This is a genomic window from Achromobacter ruhlandii (assembly GCF_902859695.1).
Classification (GTDB): Bacteria; Pseudomonadota; Gammaproteobacteria; order Burkholderiales; family Burkholderiaceae_B; genus Achromobacter; species Achromobacter ruhlandii.
On sequence record NZ_CADIJL010000033.1, the window covers coordinates 37,407 to 59,215 of the forward strand.

At 68.1% G+C, this 21,809-nt stretch carries 15 protein-coding genes; 7 read left to right on the forward strand and 8 right to left on the reverse strand.

The annotated features are described in order from the left end of the window. The first annotated feature begins 5 nt into the window (after positions 1–5). The 7 genes from HV742_RS26595 (at position 6) to HV742_RS26625 (ending at position 8,163) form a co-directional block, all read left to right on the forward strand. The gene (locus HV742_RS26595; protein WP_175146788.1) at positions 6–974 is read left to right on the forward strand and encodes an ABC transporter permease; all 969 of its coding nucleotides are present in this window, start codon (positions 6–8) and stop codon (positions 972–974) included. Next, complete coding sequence (locus HV742_RS26600) at positions 971–1,873, forward strand: ABC transporter permease (RefSeq protein WP_068980634.1); 903 nt, start codon at positions 971–973, stop codon at positions 1,871–1,873. The genes HV742_RS26595 and HV742_RS26600 overlap by 4 nt, the downstream gene beginning before the upstream one ends. After that, complete coding sequence (locus HV742_RS26605; RefSeq protein ID WP_175146789.1) at positions 1,873–3,504, forward strand: dipeptide ABC transporter ATP-binding protein; 1,632 nt, start codon at positions 1,873–1,875, stop codon at positions 3,502–3,504. Before HV742_RS26600 ends, HV742_RS26605 begins: the two co-directional genes overlap by 1 nt. Further along, positions 3,497–5,173, forward strand: a complete 1,677-nt coding sequence (locus HV742_RS26610) for an amidohydrolase (RefSeq protein WP_175146790.1) — start codon at positions 3,497–3,499, stop codon at positions 5,171–5,173. The genes HV742_RS26605 and HV742_RS26610 overlap by 8 nt, the downstream gene beginning before the upstream one ends. 1 nt (position 5,174) lies before the next feature. Continuing rightward, a complete protein-coding gene (locus tag HV742_RS26615) occupies positions 5,175–6,158 on the forward strand; it encodes a CobW family GTP-binding protein (protein WP_175146791.1) in 984 nt (327 codons plus the stop codon). Positions 6,159–6,300: 142 nt separating this feature from the next. After that, positions 6,301–6,693, forward strand: a complete 393-nt coding sequence (locus HV742_RS26620; RefSeq protein ID WP_059270213.1) for a nuclear transport factor 2 family protein — start codon at positions 6,301–6,303, stop codon at positions 6,691–6,693. Positions 6,694–6,732: 39 nt separating this feature from the next. Continuing rightward, positions 6,733–8,163: an NAD(P)/FAD-dependent oxidoreductase gene (locus tag HV742_RS26625; protein WP_175146792.1), complete on the forward strand. Its 1,431-nt coding sequence runs from the start codon at positions 6,733–6,735 to the stop codon at positions 8,161–8,163. 74 nt (positions 8,164–8,237) lie between these two features. On the opposite strand, the gene HV742_RS26630 is transcribed toward HV742_RS26625, so the two are convergent. The 8 genes from HV742_RS26630 to HV742_RS26665 all read right to left on the reverse strand — a co-directional run bounded on the left by HV742_RS26630 (position 8,238) and on the right by HV742_RS26665 (position 21,589). Continuing rightward, the gene (locus HV742_RS26630; RefSeq protein ID WP_175146793.1) at positions 8,238–13,910 is read right to left on the reverse strand and encodes a S6 family peptidase; all 5,673 of its coding nucleotides are present in this window, start codon (positions 13,908–13,910) and stop codon (positions 8,238–8,240) included. A 266-nt stretch (positions 13,911–14,176) separates the two neighbouring features. Beyond that, entirely contained in the window at positions 14,177–15,700 is a 1,524-nt protein-coding gene (gene pdxR / locus HV742_RS26635; RefSeq protein ID WP_175146794.1) for a MocR-like pyridoxine biosynthesis transcription factor PdxR, read from the reverse strand. 168 nt (positions 15,701–15,868) lie between these two features. Beyond that, complete coding sequence (locus HV742_RS26640; RefSeq protein ID WP_175146795.1) at positions 15,869–16,696, reverse strand: ABC transporter permease subunit; 828 nt, start codon at positions 16,694–16,696, stop codon at positions 15,869–15,871. Beyond that, positions 16,689–17,525, reverse strand: coding sequence for a taurine ABC transporter ATP-binding protein (locus HV742_RS26645; RefSeq protein ID WP_175146796.1), 837 nt, complete (start codon positions 17,523–17,525; stop codon positions 16,689–16,691). The genes HV742_RS26640 and HV742_RS26645 overlap by 8 nt, the downstream gene beginning before the upstream one ends. A gap of 89 nt (positions 17,526–17,614) precedes the next feature. Beyond that, complete coding sequence (gene tauA / locus HV742_RS26650) at positions 17,615–18,643, reverse strand: taurine ABC transporter substrate-binding protein (RefSeq protein ID WP_175146797.1); 1,029 nt, start codon at positions 18,641–18,643, stop codon at positions 17,615–17,617. Between the two features lie 220 nt (positions 18,644–18,863). Beyond that, the gene (gene folE / locus HV742_RS26655; RefSeq protein WP_049074114.1) at positions 18,864–19,409 is read right to left on the reverse strand and encodes a GTP cyclohydrolase I FolE; all 546 of its coding nucleotides are present in this window, start codon (positions 19,407–19,409) and stop codon (positions 18,864–18,866) included. Between the two features lie 99 nt (positions 19,410–19,508). Then, on the reverse strand, positions 19,509–20,165 hold the full coding sequence (locus tag HV742_RS26660; RefSeq protein WP_049074112.1) for a response regulator: 657 nt from the start codon (positions 20,163–20,165) through the stop codon (positions 19,509–19,511). After that, on the reverse strand, positions 20,162–21,589 hold the full coding sequence (locus tag HV742_RS26665) for a cache domain-containing protein (RefSeq protein WP_049074110.1): 1,428 nt from the start codon (positions 21,587–21,589) through the stop codon (positions 20,162–20,164). Before HV742_RS26665 ends, HV742_RS26660 begins: the two co-directional genes overlap by 4 nt. Positions 21,590–21,809: the final 220 nt, after the last annotated feature.

The window sequence follows — 21,809 nt, forward strand, 5'->3', positions numbered from 1 at the left end:
CGGCCATGTTGCGCTATCTCGCGCGTCGCATCGGCTATGCCGTGGTGCTGCTGCTGGCGGTGGTGACGCTGAACTTCCTGTTGATCCACATCTCGCCGGGCGATCCGGTCGAGACCATCGCCGGCTCCATGGGCGGCATCAGCGAGGAGCTGCGGGCCCAGCTGCGCGCCCAGTACGGGCTGGACCGGCCGTTCCTGGTTCAACTGGGGCTGTATCTGTCGCAGGTGGCGCGCGGCGACCTGGGCTATTCCTACTTCTTCAACCTGCCGGTGGCGCAACTGATCTGGGAGCGGGTGCCGGCCACGCTGCTGCTGGTGCTGACGTCGGTGTCCAGCGCCTTCCTGGCGGGCACCGCGCTGGGGGCGCTGGCGGCGCGCAAGCCCAACGGGCCGCTGTCGCAGGGCATCACGCTGCTGTCGATCGTGGGCTATTCCGCGCCGGTGTTCTGGACCGGCATCATCCTGATCATCCTGTTCGCGTCGCTGCTGCCGTGGTTCCCGGTGTCGGACATGCGCTCGGCGGGCGGGCCCGAGGGCGGCTGGGCCGGCGCGCTGGACGTGCTGCACCACCTGGTGCTGCCGGCCTTCACGCTGGCGTTCGTGTACCTGGCGCAGTACAGCCGGCTGGCGCGCGCCAGCGTCATGGACGCGTTGGCGGCCGACTATATCCGCACCGCCCGCGCCAAAGGCCTGCCCGAGCGCATCGTGCTGTACCGGCACGCGCTGCGCAACGGCGTGCTGCCGGTGATGACCATGCTGGGCCTGCAATTCGGCAACGTGCTGGCCGGCGCCATCCTGGTGGAAACGGTCTTCAACTGGCCGGGGCTGGGCAGGCTGGCGTTCGATTCCGTGCTGCGGCGCGACTATCCGACCCTGCTCGGCATCCTGCTGTTCGCGTCCCTGCTGGTGGTGGTGATGAACCAGCTTACCGACCTGGCCTACCGGCTGATCGATCCCAGGATAAAGACCTCATGAGCCACGTTCCTCCCGCCTTGTCCGGCGCGCCCGCGCCGGCGGTCGCCCGTGCGGCGCGGCCATCGTACGAAGCGCTGCGCGCGTTCGCCCGCAATCCGGGCGCGCTGATCGGCTTGCTGTTGCTGGCCGCCATCCTGGCGGTGGTGCTGATCGGCCCCCTGGTGATGCCGGCCGATCCCTTCGAGATCGCCAGCGCGCCGATGGAGCCGCCCGGCGGCGAGCTGCTGCTGGGCTCGGACTATATGGGCCGCGACGTGCTGACCGGCATCATCCATGGCGGCCGCGCCACCTTGCTGGTCGGCGTGGTGGCGGCGGTGCTGTCGATGGCCATCGGCATCACCGTGGGCGCGCTGGCCGGCTACTACGGCGGCTGGGTCGATGAAACGCTGATGCGCATCACCGAGTTCTTCCAGGTGCTGCCGGCGCTGTTGTTCGCCATGGTGCTGGTGACGCTGTTCTCGCCGTCGCTCGTCACCATCGCCGTGGCCATCGGCGTGGTCAGCTGGACCGCCACCGCGCGCCTGGCGCGCGGGGAATTCCTGAGCCTGAAGCGGCGCGAATACGTATTGGCCGAAAGAGTGATCGGCTCCAGCAACGCGCGCATCATCTGGCGGGTGATCCTGCCCAACGCGCTGGCGCCGCTGATCGTCTCGGCCACGCTGGCCATCGGCACCGCCATCCTGTTCGAGGCGGGCCTGTCGTTCCTGGGGCTGGGCGATCCCAACGTGATGAGCTGGGGCCTGATGATCGGCAGCAACCGGCCCTACATCCTGACCGCCTGGTGGGCGGTGACGTTGCCGGGCGCGGCCATCTTCCTGACGGTTCTCGCGGTCAGCCTGATCGGCGACGGCCTGAACGATGCCCTCAATCCCAAGCTGGCCAGCAAACGGAGAAGCTGATGAGCGCCTTGCTTGAAGTCCGCGATCTCGGCGTGTCCGCCGCCCACGGCGGCCCGGCGGTGGTGCGCGGCGTGTCCTACACCGTCAACCGCAACGAAATCCTGTGCGTGGTGGGGGAGTCGGGATCGGGCAAGTCGGTCACCGCGCAGGCCATCATGGGGCTGCTGCCGCCGGATCAGTTGCGCGTGACCCAGGGCCGTATCCTGTACGACGGGCGTGACCTGGTGGGCCTGTCGGCGGCCGAATGGCAGGGGCTGCGCGGCCGCAAGTTCGGCATGGTGTTCCAGGAGCCCATGACGGCGCTCAATCCCGTCATGCGCGTGGGCCGGCAGGTGGAGGAGGTGCTGGCCTGGCACACGGACATGGACGCCGACGCGCGCAGGCAGCGGGTGCTGGAGCTGTTCGGCCAAGTGCTGCTGCCCGATCCCCGCGCCATGTACGCGGCCTATCCGTTCCAGCTGTCCGGCGGCCAGCGCCAGCGCGTGGTGATCGCGATGGCGCTGGCGCTGGAGCCGGACGTGTTGATCGCCGATGAGCCCACCACCGCGCTGGACGTGACCACGCAGGCGCAGATCCTGGCGCTTATCAAGGACATCCAGCGGCGCATGGGGATCGGCGTCATTTTCATTACCCACGATTTTGGCGTGGTGGCCGACATTGCCGACCGCATCGTGGTGATGCGCCACGGGGCGGTGGTGGAGGCGGGCGCGGCCGCCGAGATCCTGAACCGGCCGCAACATCCCTACACCCGTCAATTGATCGCGGCGGTGCCGCACAAGCCCGAGGGCAAGGAGGAGGCTGCGGCCACGCCGCCGCTGATGACGGTGGCCAAGCTGTGCAAGACCTACGTCACCGGCGGCCGCCGGGTCGAGGCTTTGCGGGATATTTCGCTGGAGATCCGCCAGGGCGAGACCCTGGGACTGGTGGGCGAATCGGGCTCGGGCAAGTCCACGCTGGGCAGCGCGCTGATCGGCCTGGTGGCGCCAGACAGCGGCAGTGTGCGCCTGGACGGCCGCGAACTGGTCGGCATGACGCCAAGGGATTTCCGGCCCTACCGGCGTCAGATCCAGATGGTGTTCCAGGACCCTTACGCTTCGCTCAACCCGCGCCAGCGCGTGGTCGATTCGGTTGCGCAGGGGCCCATCGGTTTCGGCGAAAGCCGCCAGACCGCGCTGCGCGAGGCGCGCGAACTGCTGGCCCTGGTGGGGCTGGGCGGCGACGCGGGCGAGCGCTATCCGCACCAGTTCTCGGGAGGCCAGCGCCAGCGGGTCGGCATCGCCCGCGCGCTGGCGCTCAAGCCGCGGCTGCTGGTGGCCGACGAGGCGGTCTCGGCGCTGGATGTGTCGATCCAGGCGCAGGTGCTGGACCTGCTCAAGACCATCAGCGGCCAGTTCGATCTGTCGGTGCTGTTCATCACGCACGACCTGCGCGTCGCGGCGCAGATCTGCGACCGCATTGCCGTGATGCGACACGGGCAACTGGTGGAGCTGGACCGCGCCGCCACGATTTTCTATCACCCGCGACACGAATACACGCGCCGCCTGATCGATTCGGTGCCGGGCAAGGCCTGGAACAAGCCCGACCTTCAGGCGCTGTCGGACATCACGAACAGGAGCAAGCAGCATGCATGACGCCCCGCATCCGGGACCGGCCCAAGCCGCCCGCACCACCATTTTTGCCGCCCGCGCCATCCTGACGATGAACCCGGCCCAGCCGCGCGCCACGCACGTGGCGGTGCGTGATGGCCGCATCCTGGGCGTGGGCAGCCGCGAAGACCTGGCCGGCTGGGGACCGGCCGAGCTGGACGAGCGCTACGCCGACCACGTCCTGATGCCGGGGCTGGTGGAGGGGCACTGCCATCTGCCGGAAGGGGGCATGTGGCAGTTCGCCTACGTCGGCTACTACGACCGCCGTGGGCCCGACGGCCGCGTGTGGCCAGGCCTGAAAAGCTTCGCGGCGGTGGCCGCGCGCCTGCGGGAATTCGCCGCCGGCCTCGCGCCGGAACAGACACTGATCGGCTGGGGCTTCGATCCCATTTTCTTCGGTGGCCAGCGCATGAGCGTGCGCGACCTGGACGCGGTGTCGGCCGAGCGGCCCGTGGTGGTGATGCATGCCAGCATGCATCTCATGAATGTGAACACGCCGATGCTGGCCCGCGCCGGCATCGACCGCGATACGGATATCGAAGGCATCAGCCGCTTCGCCGACGGCCAGCCCAGCGGCGAGCTGTGCGAATTCGCCGCCATGTTTCCGGTGATGCGGCTGATCGGCAATCCGTTCCGCACCGTGGGCCTGTCGGAAAGCGGCCTGCGCATGTTCGGCAAGGTGGCGCAGTGGGCCGGCGTCACCACCGCCACGGATCTCGTCAACGAATTGGGCGATGAGGGCCTGGCGACGCTGGCGCGGGTCACGGCCGAGCCCGACTACCCGGTGCGTATCGTGCCGGCGGCGTCGGCGCTGACCTACGCCGGCGACCCGGCCGCCTGCCTGGCGAAGCTGCGCGAGGCGGGCCGGCTCAATCATGGCAAGCTGCGCCTGGGCATGGTCAAGCTGGTGGTGGACGGCTCCATCCAGGGCTTCACCGCCAGGGTGCGCTGGCCGGGCTATTACAACGGCGCGCCCAACGGCATCTGGGTGATCGCGCCGGGCGAGCTGGACGGGCTGGTGCAGGCCTATCACGAGGCCGGCGCGCAGCTGCACATCCACACCAATGGCGACGAGGCCACCGAGCTGGCGATCGACGCCATCGACCGCGCCTTGCGCCGCAGCCCGCGGCGCGATCACCGCCACACGCTGCAGCATTGCCAGATGGCCGATGCCGCCCAGTTCCGCCGCATGGCCAGCCTGGGCATGTGCGTGAACCTGTTCGCCAACCATATCTTCTATTGGGGCGATGCCCACCATGCCCTGACCATGGGGCCGGACCGCGCCAATCGCATGGACGCCTGCGCCTCGGCCGCGCGGGCAGGGGTGCCGTTCGCGATTCATTCGGACGCGCCGATCACGCCGCTGGGGCCGCTGTTCACCGCCTGGTGCGCCGTCAACCGCCAGACCGCCTCGGGGCGGGTACTGGGCGAGTCCGAGCGCATCAGCGTCGAGGCGGCGTTGCATGCCATCACCCTGGGCGCGGCCTACACGCTGCACATGGACCACCTGGTCGGCTCGATCGAGGTCGGCAAGCACGCCGATTTCTGCGTGCTGCGCGACGATCCGCTGGACGTGCCGCCGCAACGGCTCAAGGACATCGAGGTGCTGGGCACGGTCATCGGCGGCCGGCCGCTGGCGCTCCAGGCAGCCTGACATGGCGCGCATCCCGCTGACAGTGGTGGGCGGTTTCCTGGGCGCCGGCAAGACCACCTTGCTGAACCACGTGCTGGCGGCCGGCCGCCGCGCCGCGGTGCTGGTCAACGATTTCGGGCCGGTGGATATCGACGCCGGCCTCTTGGCGCAGCGCGCGGACAAGGTGATCCGGCTGGCCAACGGCTGCGTCTGCTGCTCGATGGCCGGCGGCCTGGACGACGCGCTGGCGCGGGTGCTGGCATTGGACCCCGCGCCCGAATGGATCGTGATCGAGGCCAGCGGCGTGTCCGACCCCGGACGCATCGCGCAGGTGGGCCTGTCGGATCCGCTGCTGCAACTGGAGGCGGTGGTGGTGCTGGTGGACGCCAGCGGCATCCGCGACACGCTGGCCGATCCCCTGCTGGCCGATACCGCGCAACGCCAGCTGCGCGCGGCCGACCTGCTGGTGCTGAACAAGACCGACCTGCTGCCGGCGGCCGGCCTGCCGGCGCTGCGCGACTGGCTGCGGCTGCAGTCGGGCGGCGCGCCGATCGTGGCGACGCGGGAGGCGCGGGTGGAACTGGCGATGCTGGCCGGCGGCCTGCCCGAGAGCCATGCGTCCTGCGGCCCACATTGCGGCCACGCGGCGCACGGGCCGGCGGCGGGCTTGCCGATGGATGCCGCCGGCGCGGCGCGGGCGCCGCGGGGCGACGATCACCGGCATCCCTTCCAAAGCTGGCTGTGGCCGGCGCCGGCCCTGTTGCATGCCGACCGCCTGGCCGACGCCCTGCGGCAACTCCCGCGCCATTGGTTGCGGGCCAAGGGCTGGGTGCGCACGGAACGCCACGGATGGGTGCTGGTGCAACTGGCCGGGCGGCGGGTGCGTTTCGACACGCGCGCGGCGCGTCCGGCCGAGGTGCAGTCGCCGGGGCTGGTCTTCATCGGCATGCGCGGCCTGACGCGGGGCGAAGAGGTCGCGGCGCGGCTGGCGCCGGCGGCGGCTTGAGTCGCGGCGCCATCGTCCGCGCGGACGGCCGGCTGGTGCAAGCGATTTGCCGCGTCTGGTTCTAGACCCTGCCCGACCCCCCGCGTACCTTGGGTCCAGAGCCTGGGCGCATGTCGCGTCCGGCGATCGAGGAGGGTAGGCAATGCAAAAGACCGTCACCGTGGACATGCTGGCCGAGTTCGCGGCCGCGTGGAACCGCCACGATATCGACGCCCTGATGTCCTTCATGAGCGAGGACTGCGTCTTCGAAACGGTGGGCGGGCCCGAGCGCTGGGGCGCCCGGCACAGCGGCCGCGAGGCGGTGCGCGCGGCCTTCGCGGCGGCCTGGAAGAACTTTCCCGATGCGCAATGGAACAACGGCCGCCACTGGGTGGCGGGCGAGCGCGGCGTGTCGGAAAGCACCTTCACCGGCACGGCCGCGGACGGCTCGCGGGTCGAAGCCGACATGGTCGATGTGTTCACCTTCCAGGACGGCAAGATCCGCGTCAAGAACGCCTTCCGCAAGCAACGCCCGGCGCTGCCGGCCCGCGCCTGAGCCGACGCCGCCACCGGACCCCGCCCCATGGATGCCGCTATGTCCTCCGATCTGCCGAATACCGCCGGCACGTTCGTCGATCCCACCAGCGCGCCGGCCGCCAGCCCGGCCGCCAGCGCCTACAACCCGACCTATGACCCGCTGGTGTCGCCTCCCGGACGCGGGCAGGAATACGCGCCCACCTACTGGGTCGCCACGGCCGGACCGCCGCCGGCGGACGATGGGCCGATCCAGGGCGACATCGAGGCCGACGTGGTCATCGTCGGCTCGGGCTTCACCGGCCTGTCGGCGGCGTTGGCGCTGGCGCGCGACTATGGCGTGCGGGCGGTGGTGCTGGAGGCCAACCGCGCCGTGTGGGGCTGCACCAGCCGCAACGGCGGGCAGGGCCAGAACGCCTCGGGGCGTCTGTATCGCTCGCAATGGATCGAGCGCTGGGGGCTGGAGACCGCCCGGCGCCTGGACGCCGAGATCCACGAGGGTTTCGACTACTGGAAGAGCCTGGTGGCGCAGATCGATTGCGATGCGCAGCCGGGCGGCCATCTCTACACTGCGCACCGCGAGAAAAAGATGGATTTCCTGCGCAACGAGGCGCGGGTGATGCGCGAGCAGTTCGGTTACGACACTCGCATGCTGACCCGCGACGAGCTGCGCGAGCGCTACGTCGATGACCACGAGGCGATGGGCGCCTTGCTCGAACCCGACGGCATCGGCGTGCATCCGTTGAAGCTGGCCTATGGTTATATGCGGCAGGCTCGCGCGCTGGGAGTGCGGCTGCATCCGGGCAGCCCGGTGCTGGGCTGGACCGAAGAGGGCGGCGGCTATCGCCTGCAGACCCCGGGCGGCACCGTGCGGGCCAGGCGGGTGGCGTTCGCCACCGGCGGCTACACCGCGCAGGGGGTGAACCGGCTGCTGGACAACCGCATCATGCCGATCCTGTCCAACTCGATGGTGACGCGGGTGCTGACGCCCGACGAGCGAGCGCAGGCCGGCCTGAAGAGCACGGTGTTCATCACCGACACCCGCACCTTGCGGTTCTACTATCGGCTGTTGCCCGATGGCCGCATGCAGATCGGCAGCCGCAGCGCGCTGCGCGGCGCCGATGCGCAGCACCCCCGCCACCTGGCGCTGCTGCGTGACGGGCTGGCGCGCAAGTTCCCGGCGTTGCGGGGCATCGACGTGGACTACGCATGGACGGGCTGGGTCGACGTCAGCCATGACATGATGCCGCGCATCACGCAGCCCGATCCGGCGCGCCAGGTGTTCTACGCCTTCGGTTACGGCGGCAATGGCGTGGCGTTCTCGGCGCATGCGGGCCGCCGCCTGGCGCAGCGCATGATGGGGCAGGACGGGGTGAACTGGAGTTTGCCGATTTACAACACGCCGTTGCCCGGCCATCTGTTCGCGCCGTTCCGCCGCATCGGCCAGGCGCTGCTCTACCGCTGGTATTACCTGCGCGACGAGGTGCTGTAGCGGTGACGGCGGCGGTTCGTGTCGACGCGCGCGCGGCTACCGACGGTGACGGTAGCCGCGCGCGCCCGCTTCGCTCAGAACTGATAGCGCACACCGACCTGGCCGCTGTAATCGTGTTTCAGTTTGCCGGCGAAGCTGCTTTCGATCTGGCTGTATAGACGCCAGTTGGCGGACAGTCTGGCATTGAGCGACAGGTTGACCAGATAGCGGCTGTCGTCCGCGATCGGCTGGCTCAGCCGATCCCCCGCAACGCTGTTGTTCAGGATCTCGACGCTGCCCGCGCGCCGCAGGTTCTGCAGCCGGAACAGCCCGGCGGACAGGCTCAGCGCATGTTGGTCATCCGACTGCAGGGTCACCCCGGCAGCGGCGCCGATCTTGGCATAGATCGGCGTGCTGGCATTGATCCGCACATCGACGCCGCTTTTATCGCCATGCAGCGTGTAGGCGCTGGTGCGGCCGGTGACCACTTCGATGGAGGGTTCGATGAAGGCGCGGTCATTGAACAGGTTTTTCCGCCATCCCGCCTGCACGCTGGCCAGCAAGGTCGTGGATCGCGCACCCTGTCCGTCAATGTTCAGGTTGGCCGGAAGATGATAGGTCTGGTTGGTTCTCAAGTATTTGGCGACGACGTCGATGAAGGGGCCGTCCTCGCTGATCCAGGCGTAGTAGAGGCCGATACCGCCCGTGGTGTGTTTCTCCGACAGGCTGCCTTCGCCCTGACCGGAGCCTTGGGTGTAGCTTCCCATGACGCCGTACAACTGCTTGCCAAGCTTGCGGTCAAGACCCAGCTGCAGCGTGGTGTGTTTCAGGTGGAGTTGCTCATAGTCGGCCTGTCCGTGGCTGGTCTTGAACCACAGTCCGGCCTGTTCATTCAATTGGCGCACATCTCCCAACCGTTTGTTGAGCTGATTGGTTTCAAGCACGAAAGCGACCCTCGGCAGGCTGGCCAGCACGCCGGTGCGGAGGATCTGCCGCCGTACCGCGGTAATCTGCTTGACGGTGTCGTCGTCCGCGGTGATGCCGGACTGCTGCAAGCGGTCGATGATGCTTTCGCGCGATTGCAGGGCGTCCAACTCGGACAGCCTCAAGGAAAATGGCGTGAATGGCGACAGGGCGCCCGAGCCGTGCCCGGCGGCGCCGGTGTCCGGCGTGGCGCCGGGCGCGGAATCCTGCGCCGGATCCTTTTCGGCGTGGGCCTCGGCGGGGCCGGTGGAGCCCGAGTCCGCCGATGGCGTGTCGGTGGGGGCGGAGGAACCCGAGTCGGCCGACGGCGTGTCGGTGGGGGCGGTGGAGCCCGAGTCCGCCGATGGCGTGTCGGTGGGGGCGGAGGAACCCGAGTCCGCCGATGGCGTGTCGGCGGGGCCGGTGGAGCCCGAGTCCGCCGATGGCGTGTCGGTGGGGGCGGTGGAGCCCGAGTCGGCCGATGGCGTGTCGGTGGGGCCGGTGGAGCCCGAGTCGGCCGACGGCGTGTCGGTGGGGGCGGTGGAGCCCGAGTCGGCCGATGGCGTGTCGGTGGGGGCGGTGGAGCCCGAGTCGGCCGATGGCGTGTCGGTGGGGGCGAAGGAACCCGAGTCCGCCGATGGCGTGTCGGTGGGGGCGGAGGAACCCGAGTCCGCCGATGGCGTGTCGGTGGGGGCGGTGGAGCCCGAGTCGGCCGATGGCGTGTCGGCAGGGCCGGAGGAACCCGGGTCTGCGGCGCTGTCCGGCTTGGCTGGGGAGCCGGTATCGGGCGGCGGCGCGGGCTTGACGCCGGAATCGGCATCATCTGGCGATGGCGGCGCCGGCGTATCTCCGGGCGCCGCGGTCTCGCCCGGCGGCAACGCCTCCGGGAGCCTCTTGTATGCCAATTGCCAGTTTTTCTGCGTGGCCGTGCTGACGATTTCGAGGTTGGGCGCGTAGATCGTGAGCCCTTGCGTCACAGAACCGGGTTTGAAATAGCCGTCCGCGGTCGTTACGGGCGCGGTCGCCAACAGCAGGGCGCCGCTGCTGCTGGCCGGCGCGGGATCGTGAACCAGGAGCGTGAGATCCAGGTGGTTGTCGCCGCCCTGGGCCAGGGTGGTGATGACGATACTGTCGCTTTCCCCGTCTTCAGGTCGCGCGTTCAGGGCGAAGTGCACGCCGCTGGCGTTCATGGTGTCGGTTTGCAGGGTGTGCGGCGTCCAGTCCGCCCCAGACTGGGACAGTTCCACGCGGCCCGCTGTCGGCAACTGCAGCGAATCGAACTGCCGGTCTTGCGTCAACCGCCAGGGGGCATCCTGGCGCATGCTGATGAGCCACCATTGGCGTTGGTCCGCGTCATGGCTCACCGCGAGGCCGCCCAACCATGGATTGTCGCGCGCGGGCGCATCGGCGGGGTCGGGTTTTTCGAAAGCCTGCTCCAACGTGAACAGATCGGCCCGCGTGGACCGCGGGGCGCTGAGCAACAGGGTTTCCCTGGCTTGCACGGCGGCGCTGGCTGGAGGGACGCCGAAGTCAGTCACGCGCAAACGGTTGCCGTTGCCGTTCAACTCAGTGGCGACCGTCAACTGGTCATGCTCACCGCTATACGGGTCGACACGAAAGGCAAAGACGCTATCGGACGCGGCAACGGTGCCGGCCGTCAATGTGTAGGAGGATGTCTTCGTTGTCGCCGCCAGCGGCCGGCTCGATGCCAGCGGCGAGCCGGGATTGGCCCGCACCACGAAGGCTCGTCGCGTCAGGTCATTGTCGTCGAAGTTCAGGATCGCATTGCTGGCGCGTAGCGATTTCAGCGTCGAGTCGCCCGTAATGATCCAGCGGGAATTGTCGTTCGCCTGCAGGTTCGCCTCGGCGGCGGTCACCGCGCCGGCGTACACGGTTTGGGGCGCCCCGGCCGCGGCCGGGGCGCCCAGCGTGATGTCGCTGGCGGTCAGGCTGGAGACATCGCTGAACGAATGGCTGCCGGGCGCCATGTGCACGCTGGCATCGCTGCCCAGCAGATTGATGCCGCGGGTGAAGTAATAAGCCGTGTGGATTTCGGTCGAGGACGGGCTCGTGGCGCTGCCGGCCAGCGTGAGCGCCGCGCCATTGGCCACCGCGATGGCGCCGTCGCCATACCAGCCGGCAGCCCCCCGCAGGTGCGCGCCGGGGTGCAGCGTCAAAGCGCTGGCGGTGAAGCGGCTGGATTCCGTCAGCGCGGCCTGGTCGGAGAAGACATTGATGATGCTGTCGCTGGCATCGACGGCGCCCGCGAATTTCTCGTGGATGTCCAGTGTTGAATGCTCGCTCAGGGAAACCCTGCCCTGGTAACGGCTCTTGTCGGCGTCCGTATTGGCGATGGCGGTGCCTTTCACCGGTTCCTGGGCCAATGAGCCGCCATCGTTCTTGTTCAGGTACAACTGCGGGCTGCCCAGGATGATCTGCGCGCGTTGCGCGTCAATGTCGCCCAGCAGGGTGGCGTTGCGTGACAAGCGGAAGGTGGTGTCTGTCAGCGCCAGTTTCCCGACGGCGAACTCGCGCGTTTCCCAATCCGGCTGGTCAAACGACACGGATTGCGTCCGGACGGAGTCATCCCCGAGATCGAGCAGCTTGCGCGCATCATCCGGGGTGTTGATCGCATGGATCACCGGGTGGCCCTGGAAGACCAGTTCGCCTTGCCGCTGCGTGAACGAGTTTTCGCCGAGGTCCATGCCGCCGTCGGCGATGAACACCGTTTTCGACGGGTTGGCGATGCTGACGTCGATATTGCCTTGCAGGGTTCCCGGGAAGAGGAATTCCGTCTGTCCGGGGAAGTATTCCCGCTTGCGCTCATTGGCCTTCGCCAGCGCGAGTATTTTCGAGGTCCCCGCGTATTCCCAGTAGTCGTCGCTGGCCTGGGTGCCGTAGACCGGGACGGCGCCGAAATTGTTCTGCTTCAGGACGAAGTAGCTGAGCCCTTGTTTGTAGAGATCGCCCCGCTCTCCGGTGCCCGCCCTGACCGGCATCAGAATGTAGTCGCTTACCTCGGGCGGAGTCACGGGCGTGAGGTTGATCGTTGCGGTCGCTGTTTTCGTCGCGGTGTTGGTGATCGTGGCGCCATGGTCTTTTGCGTTGGCGTGCAGTTGATTGAACGTGATGTCGTTGCCATTGAGGTTCAGCACGCCGCCCCGGGCTCCCCATGCGATATGGTCGGGGTCGACCTGCCGGCCGTCGCCAAGCACGACTTCCGCGCGACCGCTGGACAGGGTGATGCCGTCGAACGCCTGAACGTTGTCGCTCTCGTCGGGCCGCTGCGACAGAATCACCTTGCCATCGCCGATTTTCAGGCCGCCCGGGTTGACGCCCTTGCCTGCAATGGTCAGGGTGCCGCGGCCGATCTTGTGCAGGTTGTCGCCGGCCACGCCGTTGACGCGCCAGACCACGGTGGCGTTTTCCTTCACGTCGATGCCGCCGCCCATCCATGTCTGATCCGTCTCCGGGGAAACGATATAGCTGTCATGGAAGGTCAGCGAGCCGGCTCCCTGGTTGATGGGGTCGTGCAATGTGATTTCGCCGTGATCTGCGCCGCTTTCGGTGCGGAAGGCCAGGTTCTTGCCCGCGTCGAGCCCTTCGAAGTCGAGCGCGCTGTTGCCGTCCGCGTAGCTCAGGCCTGGCGTCTTCTTGTAGCCATGCATCAGGAACTGGCGGCCCTGCTGGGCCAGGCTGCCTGCGCCCCGGGCGCTATCGAATGACCAAAGCAACGGCCCCTTGCCATCCGCGTAGGCGACTTCCGGATCGTTATCCCTGGCGTAAACGCTATTGAGAAAGTCCATTGGCGGATGCGACCAATAGACATAGCCCGCCTCGCCGGCGGGCAATTCGATTTCTGCCGCCACGCCCGCAAGTACCCACTGCTTATGCTCGGCATCCCAGGCAAACAGGGGCGAACCGCTGTCTCCGTGTTGCACGAATGCGGGCAACAGACCATTGTCTCCCCGCGCGATCACAAAGGTGTCGTTGGACCACATCGGGGTGACGATGCCGCCTGTCGCCCATTTGTACGCGTAGCCGATCTCGTGCAGGCCGGGCGCGAGCTTGCCCGTCAAGGGATTGTGACCATTTTCGGGATGGTCGCCGACGAACTGGATGCCCATTCCGACCCGATAGAACACGGGGAATTTCTTTTTTTCTTCCTCAGTCCAGAGATCGGGGTCGCCCAGGGAGAGCAGCGGTGTCGATGTTCGCGATACCGGAAACATGGCGATCGGCGCCGCGTCGGTCACCAGCTTGCCCAGGCGGTTGAGATCGAAATCCCACTCCTGGGTCCAGTCCCTCTCGCGGTGGTAATCCGGGTGTATGTCTCTGCGGATCTGGGAGTAGGTCACGCCGGTAAAGCGGGTGCTGTCATGTCTGCCGTTGTGCGCTACGCCGGCGACATATTGCGGCGCGATCAGCGTTGCGATTCCGTTGTCGTCGCTGACGCTGGAAAAATCAATGAACGGGATGTCGCCGCTCAATCGGCCGCGCAGGGCGCCAGACTTGTCATGGATGGGAACGCTCAGGGCGCCGGGCTGGAACGCGCCCTTGTTTTCGGCGAAATCCCGGTAGGTCTGGTAGGGAATGTCGATGCTTACGTAACTGGCGCCGGCGATGCCCGGTAACAGGCCGGCGAACAACAGCGGCAGGGCGGCCTTTATCTTGCCGAGCGGCGTTCTTTTGCCCGTCGGCCGGGGGGGGCCGGTTGTCGAGCCGCGCTGGCGTCCGCCGCATAACTCGGATACCGCGATCAGTTGGTGCCGATGATTGTATTTGAGCGAGTAGATCTTGTTCATGGTGGTGGGGCGCGCACCCATTGGAACGAGGGGCTGCCATAGCGGTTTTCGAGCGATCGGGTGTCGACGCGGCCCGTGGCCGGGGCGCCATCGCGATCTCGATCGGCGGGACGGGTCGAAGCGCGCTTGGAAGCCCCCGCTTTTTCGACATCGCTGCAAAAGGAGCGGCCGGCGTACGCCGGCCGCTCGTTCAGATTGAACTTGAGTTTGGGGAGTCTCGCGTTGAATCAGCCGATAAATCGGACTGCTTCCATTTCAACGCCGCATCAGGCCGCCGCCCGCAGACGGAAGCGGCGCACCACCTGCGCCAGCTTCTCGATACCCGGCCCGATATGCTCGGCGCGGATCGAGGTGAAGCCGACCCGCAGGAAGTTGCGGGGCGCGCGGGCGGCTTCCATGAAGAACACCTGGCCCGGCTCCACCACCACGCCCTCGGCCTGCGCCGCCTGCGCCAGCTCTGTGGCATCCAGCCATTCGGGACCCTTGAGCCAGCATGAGGACGAGCCGGTGATGGGCACGGCGGTGAAGTCGGGCAGCCAGCGCGCCAGCGCATCGGCCAGTTCCGCGCCGCGTTTCTGGTACGCCTGCGACTGGCGCCGCAGCAGCGAATGGTGGTGCCCCAGCGAGATGAACAGCGAGAACGCGCGCTGGATATAGGCGGACGGGTGGCGCAGCATCAGGCGGCGCAGCGCGCGCAGTTCGGCGGTGAGCTCGCGCGGCGCGACGATGTAGCCGATGCGCAGTCCCGGCGCGAATGACTTGGCCAGGCTGCCGACATAGATCACGCGGCCGTCGCGGTCCAGGCTCTTGAGCGCCGGGATGGCGCCGTCGCCCCAGCGGCTTTCGCTTTCGAAGTCGTCTTCGATGATCAGGCTGTCGGCCTGGCGCGCCAGTGTCAGCAGTTCCTCGCGTCGCGTCGGTGACAGGGTCACGGTGGTTGGGCACTGGTGGCCGGGCGTGACGAACACGTAGTCGCAGCCCAACAGGTGGGTGCCGGTGCGCAGGCCCTGGTCGTCCACCGGCAGCGGCAGCAGGTGGCGGGTATGGCTGGCGAAGATGTTGCGCGCGTCGGGGTAGCCGGGGTCCTCCATGCCGACCACGGTGTCCTCGTTGACCAGCAGGTCAGCCAGCAGGTAGAGCGCGTGCTGGGCGCCGACGGTGATGACGATCTCCTCGGCATCGGCCCACACGCCGCGGCGCGGCAGCACCTGGGTGCGGATCTGTTCGATCAGCGCGGGATCGTCATGGGTGATGAGGTCGGGCGCCCAACTGCGGATGTCCAGCACCGACAGGGCCTTGATGCAGCATTCGCGCCATTCGGCGGTGGGGAACAGGTCCTGGTCGAACTGGCCATAGACGAAGGGGTAGGGCTGCTTCTGCCAGTCGCGCGGCTTGACGATGTTGCGCTGGCGGCTGGGACGAAAGCGCAGCCGCTCGTCCCAGCGAACGTGGTCGACCGACGAGGGGGGGTCGCCGTCCATGCTGGGAGGCGCGGCGCGTCCTTCGAGCACGCCGTCGTGGACGAAATGACCGCTGCGTTCGCGCGATTCGAGGTAGCCTTCGCTGACCAGTTGCTGATAGGCGAACACCACGGTGTTGCGGGCAATGCTCAACTGATCGGCCAGGTAGCGGCTGGATGGCACCGGCGCGCCGGGCGGCAGGTGGCCGCTGAGGATCGCCGACACCAGCATCTGCCGCACGCGGCCTTGCAGGCTGAGGTTGGGGGCGCTTTCCCGTTCGAACAGGCGTTCCCACAACACAGGCTTGAGCATCGAGGCCTGGCTGGACATGGCGGCTCCTTGTAGGGGGCGCGTCTGGCCCGGTCGGCACGCTGGAGCGGCCGACACCGGGGACGCGCTCCCAGGATAGAGTAGCCGTGCGAAAAAAAGGAATGCGGGATTGCCCTGTCAATGGATATGGCGTTGGCGTATCGGCGAAAAAATGGAACGGTGAGCGTCCTAGACCCGTCCCTTCCAAGGAATCGCGAATTTCTCCAGATACCGCACCAGCAGATCGAACGCGAAGGCGAACACGCCGATCACGATGATGCCCATGATGACCGTGTCGCTGGCCAGGAACTGCGCGGCGTTCAGCACCATGAAGCCCAGCCCGCGATCGGCCGCCACCATCTCGGCGGCCACCAGCGTGGTCCAGCCGACGCCGATGCCGATGCGCATGCCGGTGAAGATCTCGGGCATGGCGGCCTTCAGGATCACGTGCCAGACTATTTGCAGGCGGGTGCCGCCCATGGCGTAGGCGGCGTGGATCTGCTCGATCGAGACCGAGCGCACGCCGGCGCGCGCGGCGATCGCCATGGGCGCGAAGATGGCCAGGTAAATCAGCAGGATCTTGGGGAACTCGCCAATGCCGAACCAGATGATGATGAGCGGCAGGTAGGCCAGCGGCGGCAGCGGACGGTAGAACTCGATCGGCGGATCGAAGATGCCGCGGGCGTAGCGGTTCACGCCCATCAGGATGCCGACCGGAATGGCGGTGGCGCAGGCCAGGAAGAAGGCCGAGAACACCCGCGTCAGGCTGGCCAGGGCGTGCTCGGCCAGGGTCGAGTTGGCCACGCCGTCGGTCATGGCGGACACGAACTTGCCGTATACCGCCTGCGGCGACGGCAGGAACAGCGGCTTGACCCAGCCGGCGTTGGTGGCCAGGAACCACAGCGCCAGCAGCGCGATGCTGGTCAGCAGGCTGATGTGGCCGCTGTAGCCGGCCCCGGGCGCGCCGTACACCTTGCCGGGCGCGGCGGGCCGGCGGCCGCCCAGCCCGCTAGGCATGGACGGCCTGCGCGTCGGCGGCGGCAAGTTCGTCGCCGTAGATGATGCCGAGGACTTGTTCGCGCATGGCGATGAAGTCGGGACTTGATTTGATGCCGCGGCCATCGCGCGTCTCCAGGTAGCGCCGGTTGAAGTCCGGCTGGAAGGTGTGGGTGATGCGTCCCGGGCGCGGCGACATGACGATCAGCCGCGAACCCAGGAACAGCGCCTCTTCCACGCTATGGGTGATGAAGAAGAACATCTTGCCGGTCTGGCGCCAGATATCCAGCAGCAGCTCCTGGATGGTCTCGCGCGTCAGCGCGTCCAGCGCCGCCATCGGCTCGTCCATCAGCAGCATGGCCGGGTCGCAGGTCAGGGCGCGGGCGATGCCCACGCGCTGCTGCATGCCGCCCGACAACTGGTAGATCATGTGACGGTGGAAGTCCTTCAGGCCCACCAGCTCCAGGTTGCGGCGCGCGCGGGCGCGGCGCGTCTCCTTGTCCACGCCTTGCAGCTTGAGGCCGAATTCGGTGTTTTCCAGCACGTTCAGCCAGGGCAGCAATGCGTGCTTCTGGAACACCACGCCGCGGTCGGCGCCGGGGCCGGTAATGGGGCGTCCGCCCAGCGTGATCTCGCCGTCGGTGGGCGACAGGAAACCGGCCAGGAGGCTCAGCAGCGTGGTCTTGCCGCAGCCGGAGGCGCCCAGCGCGACGACGAATTCGCCGGGTTCGATGGTCAGGTTGACGTCCTGCAATGCGATCACCGGTCCGCTGTCGTGCAGGCCGGGGTAGGTGACGCTGACGTGGTCCGCGCGCAGGGCCTGCGCGGCGGACGTGGCGGGTGCAGTCATGCGGGGTCCCCTTGCATGGTGCGACGCCCGCGGCCAGGCGGGCGCCGGGACCGGGCGCGGCTTGCGGCGCGCCCGGCGTCTCGCCGCGGCTATTTGGCGGCCGCTTTGGCGTACTGGTCGGTGACGTGGGCGCTGTAGTCGTCCAGCGCCTTGTCGATCTGCTTCTGGTCCTTGAGGAATTTGGCGCTGGCGGCGAAGGCGCGCGCGGCGCCCGATTCCTTGCCGCCGCCCAGCCATTCGGGCGAGGCCTGTTCCTGGGCGGTGGGGAAGGTCAGCAGCGTGAGCGCGGTGGCGACGTCGTCGGGCTTGCCGCCGATCAGCTTGACGATGCTCTTGACCTGCGCCGAATCGGCGGTCCAGGCAGCCGGGTTGGCGCGATAGGCGGCGTACGACTTGGCCAGCACGGTGGTGAAAGCCGCCATGAACTTGGGGTTCTTGGCGGCCCAGGCGCGATCGACCACCAGGCCGTCGAAGGTCGGCACGCTGGCGCGGCCGATGGCTTCGGAGTCGGCGATGACCTTGCCCGTCTTCTCGATCTCGGTCAGGGCGGGCGGCCAGACGTAGGCGGCGTCGATGTCGCCGCGCTGCCAGGCGGCCACGATCTGCGGCGGCTGCATGTTCAGGATGCGCACGTCGCGCGGGTTGATCTTCCAGACCTGTTCCAGCCCCACCAGCAGGTGAAAGTGCGAGGTCGATACGAACGGCGTGGCGACGCGCTTGCCCTTCAGGTCGGCGGTGCCGTTGATGCCCGAGCCGTTGCGCGCCACCAGCGCTTCCGACTTGCCGATGTTGTCCAGGATCCAGAACAGTTGCAGGTCGACGCCGCGGGTGGCGGCCGAGGTGATGCCGGTGGAGCCGAGCACGCCGACCGGCACGTTGCCCGAGGCCAGGGCGGTGGAAATGTCGCCGCCCGAGGTGAACTGGCGCCAGTCGACCTGGTAGCCGGCGTCTTTCAGGGCGGCATCGAAGCTGCCGTCGGCGATGGCGGTGAGGAAGGGGCCGACGATGAGCTGGTAGCCCACGGTCAGGCGGGTCTGGGCATGGGCGGGCGCGGCCAGCAGGGTGGCGGCCAGGCCGGCCAGGATGCCGCGGCGGATGAGGCGGTACAACGCGTTCATGGTGATCTCCCGTAGAGAATGGGCCGCGCCCCGACGCGACCGGCTTGTGCCGGTGCGGCCTGTGGTGCCAGTTTGCCCGGATGGGGCCGCAGCGCTAGGGCCAGATGCCGTATTCGATAGGAGCCAAGCCCCGCGCCCCGCGCCTTTTGGCGCAGGGCGCGGGCGAAAAAAAGCCGGCCCCATCGGGGGCCGGCCGTTTCGCGCGATGGGCGCACGCGCTTCAGCGGATCAGGCTGAGGAACTCGGCGCGGGTTGACGGGTTGTCGTGGAATTCGCCCAGCATCACCGAGGTGACCATCGACGAGTTCTGTTTTTCGACGCCGCGCATCATCATGCACATGTGCTGGGCCTCGATGACCACCGCCACGCCGGCGGCGCCGGTGACGGACTGCACCGCCTCGGCCACCTGGCGGCTGAGGTTTTCCTGGATCTGCAGGCGGCGGGCGTACATCTCGACGATGCGCGCCACCTTCGACAGGCCCAGCACCTTGCCGTTGGGCAGATAGGCCACATGCGCCTTGCCGATGAAGGGCAGCATGTGGTGCTCACAGAGCGAATACAGCTCGATGTTCTTGACCAGCACGATCTCGCGAGTATCGGAGGTGAACAGGGCGCCGTTGACGATTTCTTCCAGATTCTGGTTATAGCCCCGGCACAGGTGGCGCATGGCCTTGGCCGCGCGCGCCGGCGTGTCGACCAGGCCTTCGCGGGACGGATCTTCCCCCAGGGCTTCGAGAATGGCGGTGTAGTGATTTTCCAATGACATGGGAACTCCTGGGGGCTGCGCGCCGGCGATGGCGATGAACACGCAAGTCTACTCCAGCGCGGGCCCGCTTCGCAGCCGGAAACCTGACGGATGGAGGGGTTATACGCCGCGGTTTTCCACCGCGTATTTGATCAGTTCGGCCTGGCCGTCGATGCCCAGCTTGCGCTTGATGTTCAGGCGGTGGGTTTCGACGGTGCGCACCGACAGGCCCAGCGCCTGGGCGATCTGCTTGTTGGCGTGGCCGCTGGCGATGTGGCGCAGCACGTCGCGCTCGCGCTGGGTCAGCAGGGTGGCGGGGGCGCTGGCTTGCGACAGGCGCAGCGACACGGCGGCGCTGAAGTAGTTGCGGCCGGTCATGACGCTATCGATGGCCGCCAGGATCTCCTGGGCCGGCTCGTCCTTGAGCAGGTAGCCGCGGGCGCCGGCGCGCACGGCCTGCAGCATGTATTCAGGGTTGTCGTGCATCGACAGCACCAGCACGGCGATCTGCGGATAGCGTTCATGCAGCTGCGCGGTCAGTTCCAGGCCGCCCACGCCCGGCATGTTCAGGTCCATCAACACCAGTTGCGGCAGGGTGCCGCCCTGGGGGTCTTCGGCCAGGCAGGCCTGCAGGAAGGCCAGGGCGGCGGCGGCGTTGCCGGCTTCGCCCACCACCTGCAGGTGGGGCACGGTCTCAAGGCGCAGGCGCAGGCCGTCGCGCACCAGCGGGTGGTCGTCGATCAGCAGCAGTCGGATGGGGGAGCCAGGGTCGGTCATGCGGGTCGGGAAGCGTCGGAGGCGTCGGAGAAGGGCGGCGGCAAGGGCAGCCAGGCCTGCAGGGTGGTGCCCTGGTCGGTGGTATGGAAACTGAGGCTGCCGGACAGCGCGGTCATGCGTTCGCGCATGTTGCGCAGGCCGATGCCGCGGCGCGGATCCTGCTGCACCTCGGCGTAGTCGAAGCCGCGGCCGTCGTCATGGATGGTCAGGCGCAGGTCGCGTTCGGTGTAGGCCAGCGTCAGGTCGGCGCGGCGGGCGCCGGCATGGCGCACCACGTTGGTCAGGGCCTCCTGGGTGACGCGGAACAGGGCGGTGGCGTAGGCATCGGGCAGCTTCACCGGCCGGCCCTGGGTCGACAGGCGCACGGTCAGCGGCGCGGCGCCGTGCTGGCTGGCGCCGGCGAATTCGCGGCCCAGGTGTTCCAGCGCGGCCGGCAGGCCCAGGTCGTCCAGCAGGGTCGGGCGCAGGTTGTGCGAGATGCGGCGCACTTCGCCCACGGCGGTATTGAGACGGTCGAGCGCGCCGCCCAGCGGCGTGTCGATGTGCGCCAGCGCGCGCGGCTCGGCGCCGAGGGCCTGGCGCAAACGTTCGCGCGCGGCCTCCAGCGCCAGCTTGATCGACACCAGCACCTGGCTGATGCCGTCGTGCAGCTCGCGCGACAGGCGGGCGCGTTCGTCTTCCTGCGAGCGCACCAGCTGCTGCGCCATCAGCCGCAGCTTGGCGTCGGACTGGCGGTGGTCGCTGATATTGAGCGCCAGGCCGCAGGCGGCCACGCCCAGGATCGAGACCGCGGCGATGCCGGCGACCCAGGCGAACATGTCGCGGATGTTGGACTGGGCGGCCGCGTCGATGTGCGCCAGGGTCTGCTCGACGTCGTCCAGGTAGATGCCGGTGCCCAGCATCCAGCCCCAGCGTTCCAGCACCACCACGTAGCCGAGCTTTTCCACCATCTGGTGGGTCGAGGGCTTTTCCCACTGGTAGTGCACCGCTTCGCCCTGGCTGCCGCCGCGGCGGGCCGCCGTCAGCAGGTTCTGGATCACTGGCTGGCCGCGGGTGTCGCGCAGGTTCCAGAGATCCTGGCCGACCAGTTCGGGCTGGCGCGGGTGCATCAGGTTCCGCCCTTGCAGGTCGTAGACGAAGAAATAGCCGTCGTGGCCGAATTCCATCTGCGCCAGCAGCGCCAGCGCGCGCTCGCGGGCGGCGTCGCCGTCGCTGGCGTCCTGCAGCGGGGCAATCGCGCTGTAGGCCAGGCTGACGTAATGGCGCAGCTCGCTTTCCTTGCTGCCGAGCCAGGCGCTTTCCACCACTTCCTTTTCGCGCTGGGCCAGTTGCAGGCCCTGCACGTAGACGGCCACGGCGATGGCCGCCAGCGCCACCAGCAGGGGGACGGCGGCCAACAGCAGGATTTTCAGGCGCAGCTTCATCAGGGGATTTGTATCAGCGCCGAATGCGCGTGTTGCGGTGCATCAAGGGAAAAGGCCCACGCCGGACAGGAGTCCGCGCCGCCGATTTTACGATCCCGGCGGCGAATATGCTGCGGCGCATTCCGTAGTACCACGTAGGGGGCTTGCGTAGTTCCGCGCTTGTTGCGCCCCGGGCAAACCGAAATACTAACGCCCGCGTCGACCGGACGCCGTGCGGACG

Excerpts from the sequence above, each read along its gene's own strand:
- HV742_RS26625 (WP_175146792.1), top strand. The coding sequence starts at position 6,733 with ATGTCCTCCGATCTGCCGAATACCGCCGGCACGTTCGTCGATCCCACC.
- HV742_RS26630 (WP_175146793.1), bottom strand. The coding sequence starts at position 13,910 with ATGAACAAGATCTACTCGCTCAAATACAATCATCGGCACCAACTGATC.
- tauA (WP_175146797.1), bottom strand. The coding sequence starts at position 18,643 with ATGAACGCGTTGTACCGCCTCATCCGCCGCGGCATCCTGGCCGGCCTG.
- HV742_RS26665 (WP_049074110.1), bottom strand. The coding sequence starts at position 21,589 with ATGAAGCTGCGCCTGAAAATCCTGCTGTTGGCCGCCGTCCCCCTGCTG.
- pdxR (WP_175146794.1), bottom strand. The coding sequence starts at position 15,700 with ATGTCCAGCCAGGCCTCGATGCTCAAGCCTGTGTTGTGGGAACGCCTG.
- HV742_RS26620 (WP_059270213.1), top strand. The coding sequence starts at position 6,301 with ATGCAAAAGACCGTCACCGTGGACATGCTGGCCGAGTTCGCGGCCGCG.
- HV742_RS26640 (WP_175146795.1), bottom strand. The coding sequence starts at position 16,696 with ATGCCTAGCGGGCTGGGCGGCCGCCGGCCCGCCGCGCCCGGCAAGGTG.
- HV742_RS26610 (WP_175146790.1), top strand. The coding sequence starts at position 3,497 with ATGCATGACGCCCCGCATCCGGGACCGGCCCAAGCCGCCCGCACCACC.
- HV742_RS26660 (WP_049074112.1), bottom strand. The coding sequence starts at position 20,165 with ATGACCGACCCTGGCTCCCCCATCCGACTGCTGCTGATCGACGACCAC.
- HV742_RS26595 (WP_175146788.1), top strand. The coding sequence starts at position 6 with ATGTTGCGCTATCTCGCGCGTCGCATCGGCTATGCCGTGGTGCTGCTG.
- HV742_RS26615 (WP_175146791.1), top strand. The coding sequence starts at position 5,175 with ATGGCGCGCATCCCGCTGACAGTGGTGGGCGGTTTCCTGGGCGCCGGC.
- HV742_RS26645 (WP_175146796.1), bottom strand. The coding sequence starts at position 17,525 with ATGACTGCACCCGCCACGTCCGCCGCGCAGGCCCTGCGCGCGGACCAC.
- HV742_RS26600 (WP_068980634.1), top strand. The coding sequence starts at position 971 with ATGAGCCACGTTCCTCCCGCCTTGTCCGGCGCGCCCGCGCCGGCGGTC.
- HV742_RS26605 (WP_175146789.1), top strand. The coding sequence starts at position 1,873 with ATGAGCGCCTTGCTTGAAGTCCGCGATCTCGGCGTGTCCGCCGCCCAC.
- folE (WP_049074114.1), bottom strand. The coding sequence starts at position 19,409 with ATGTCATTGGAAAATCACTACACCGCCATTCTCGAAGCCCTGGGGGAA.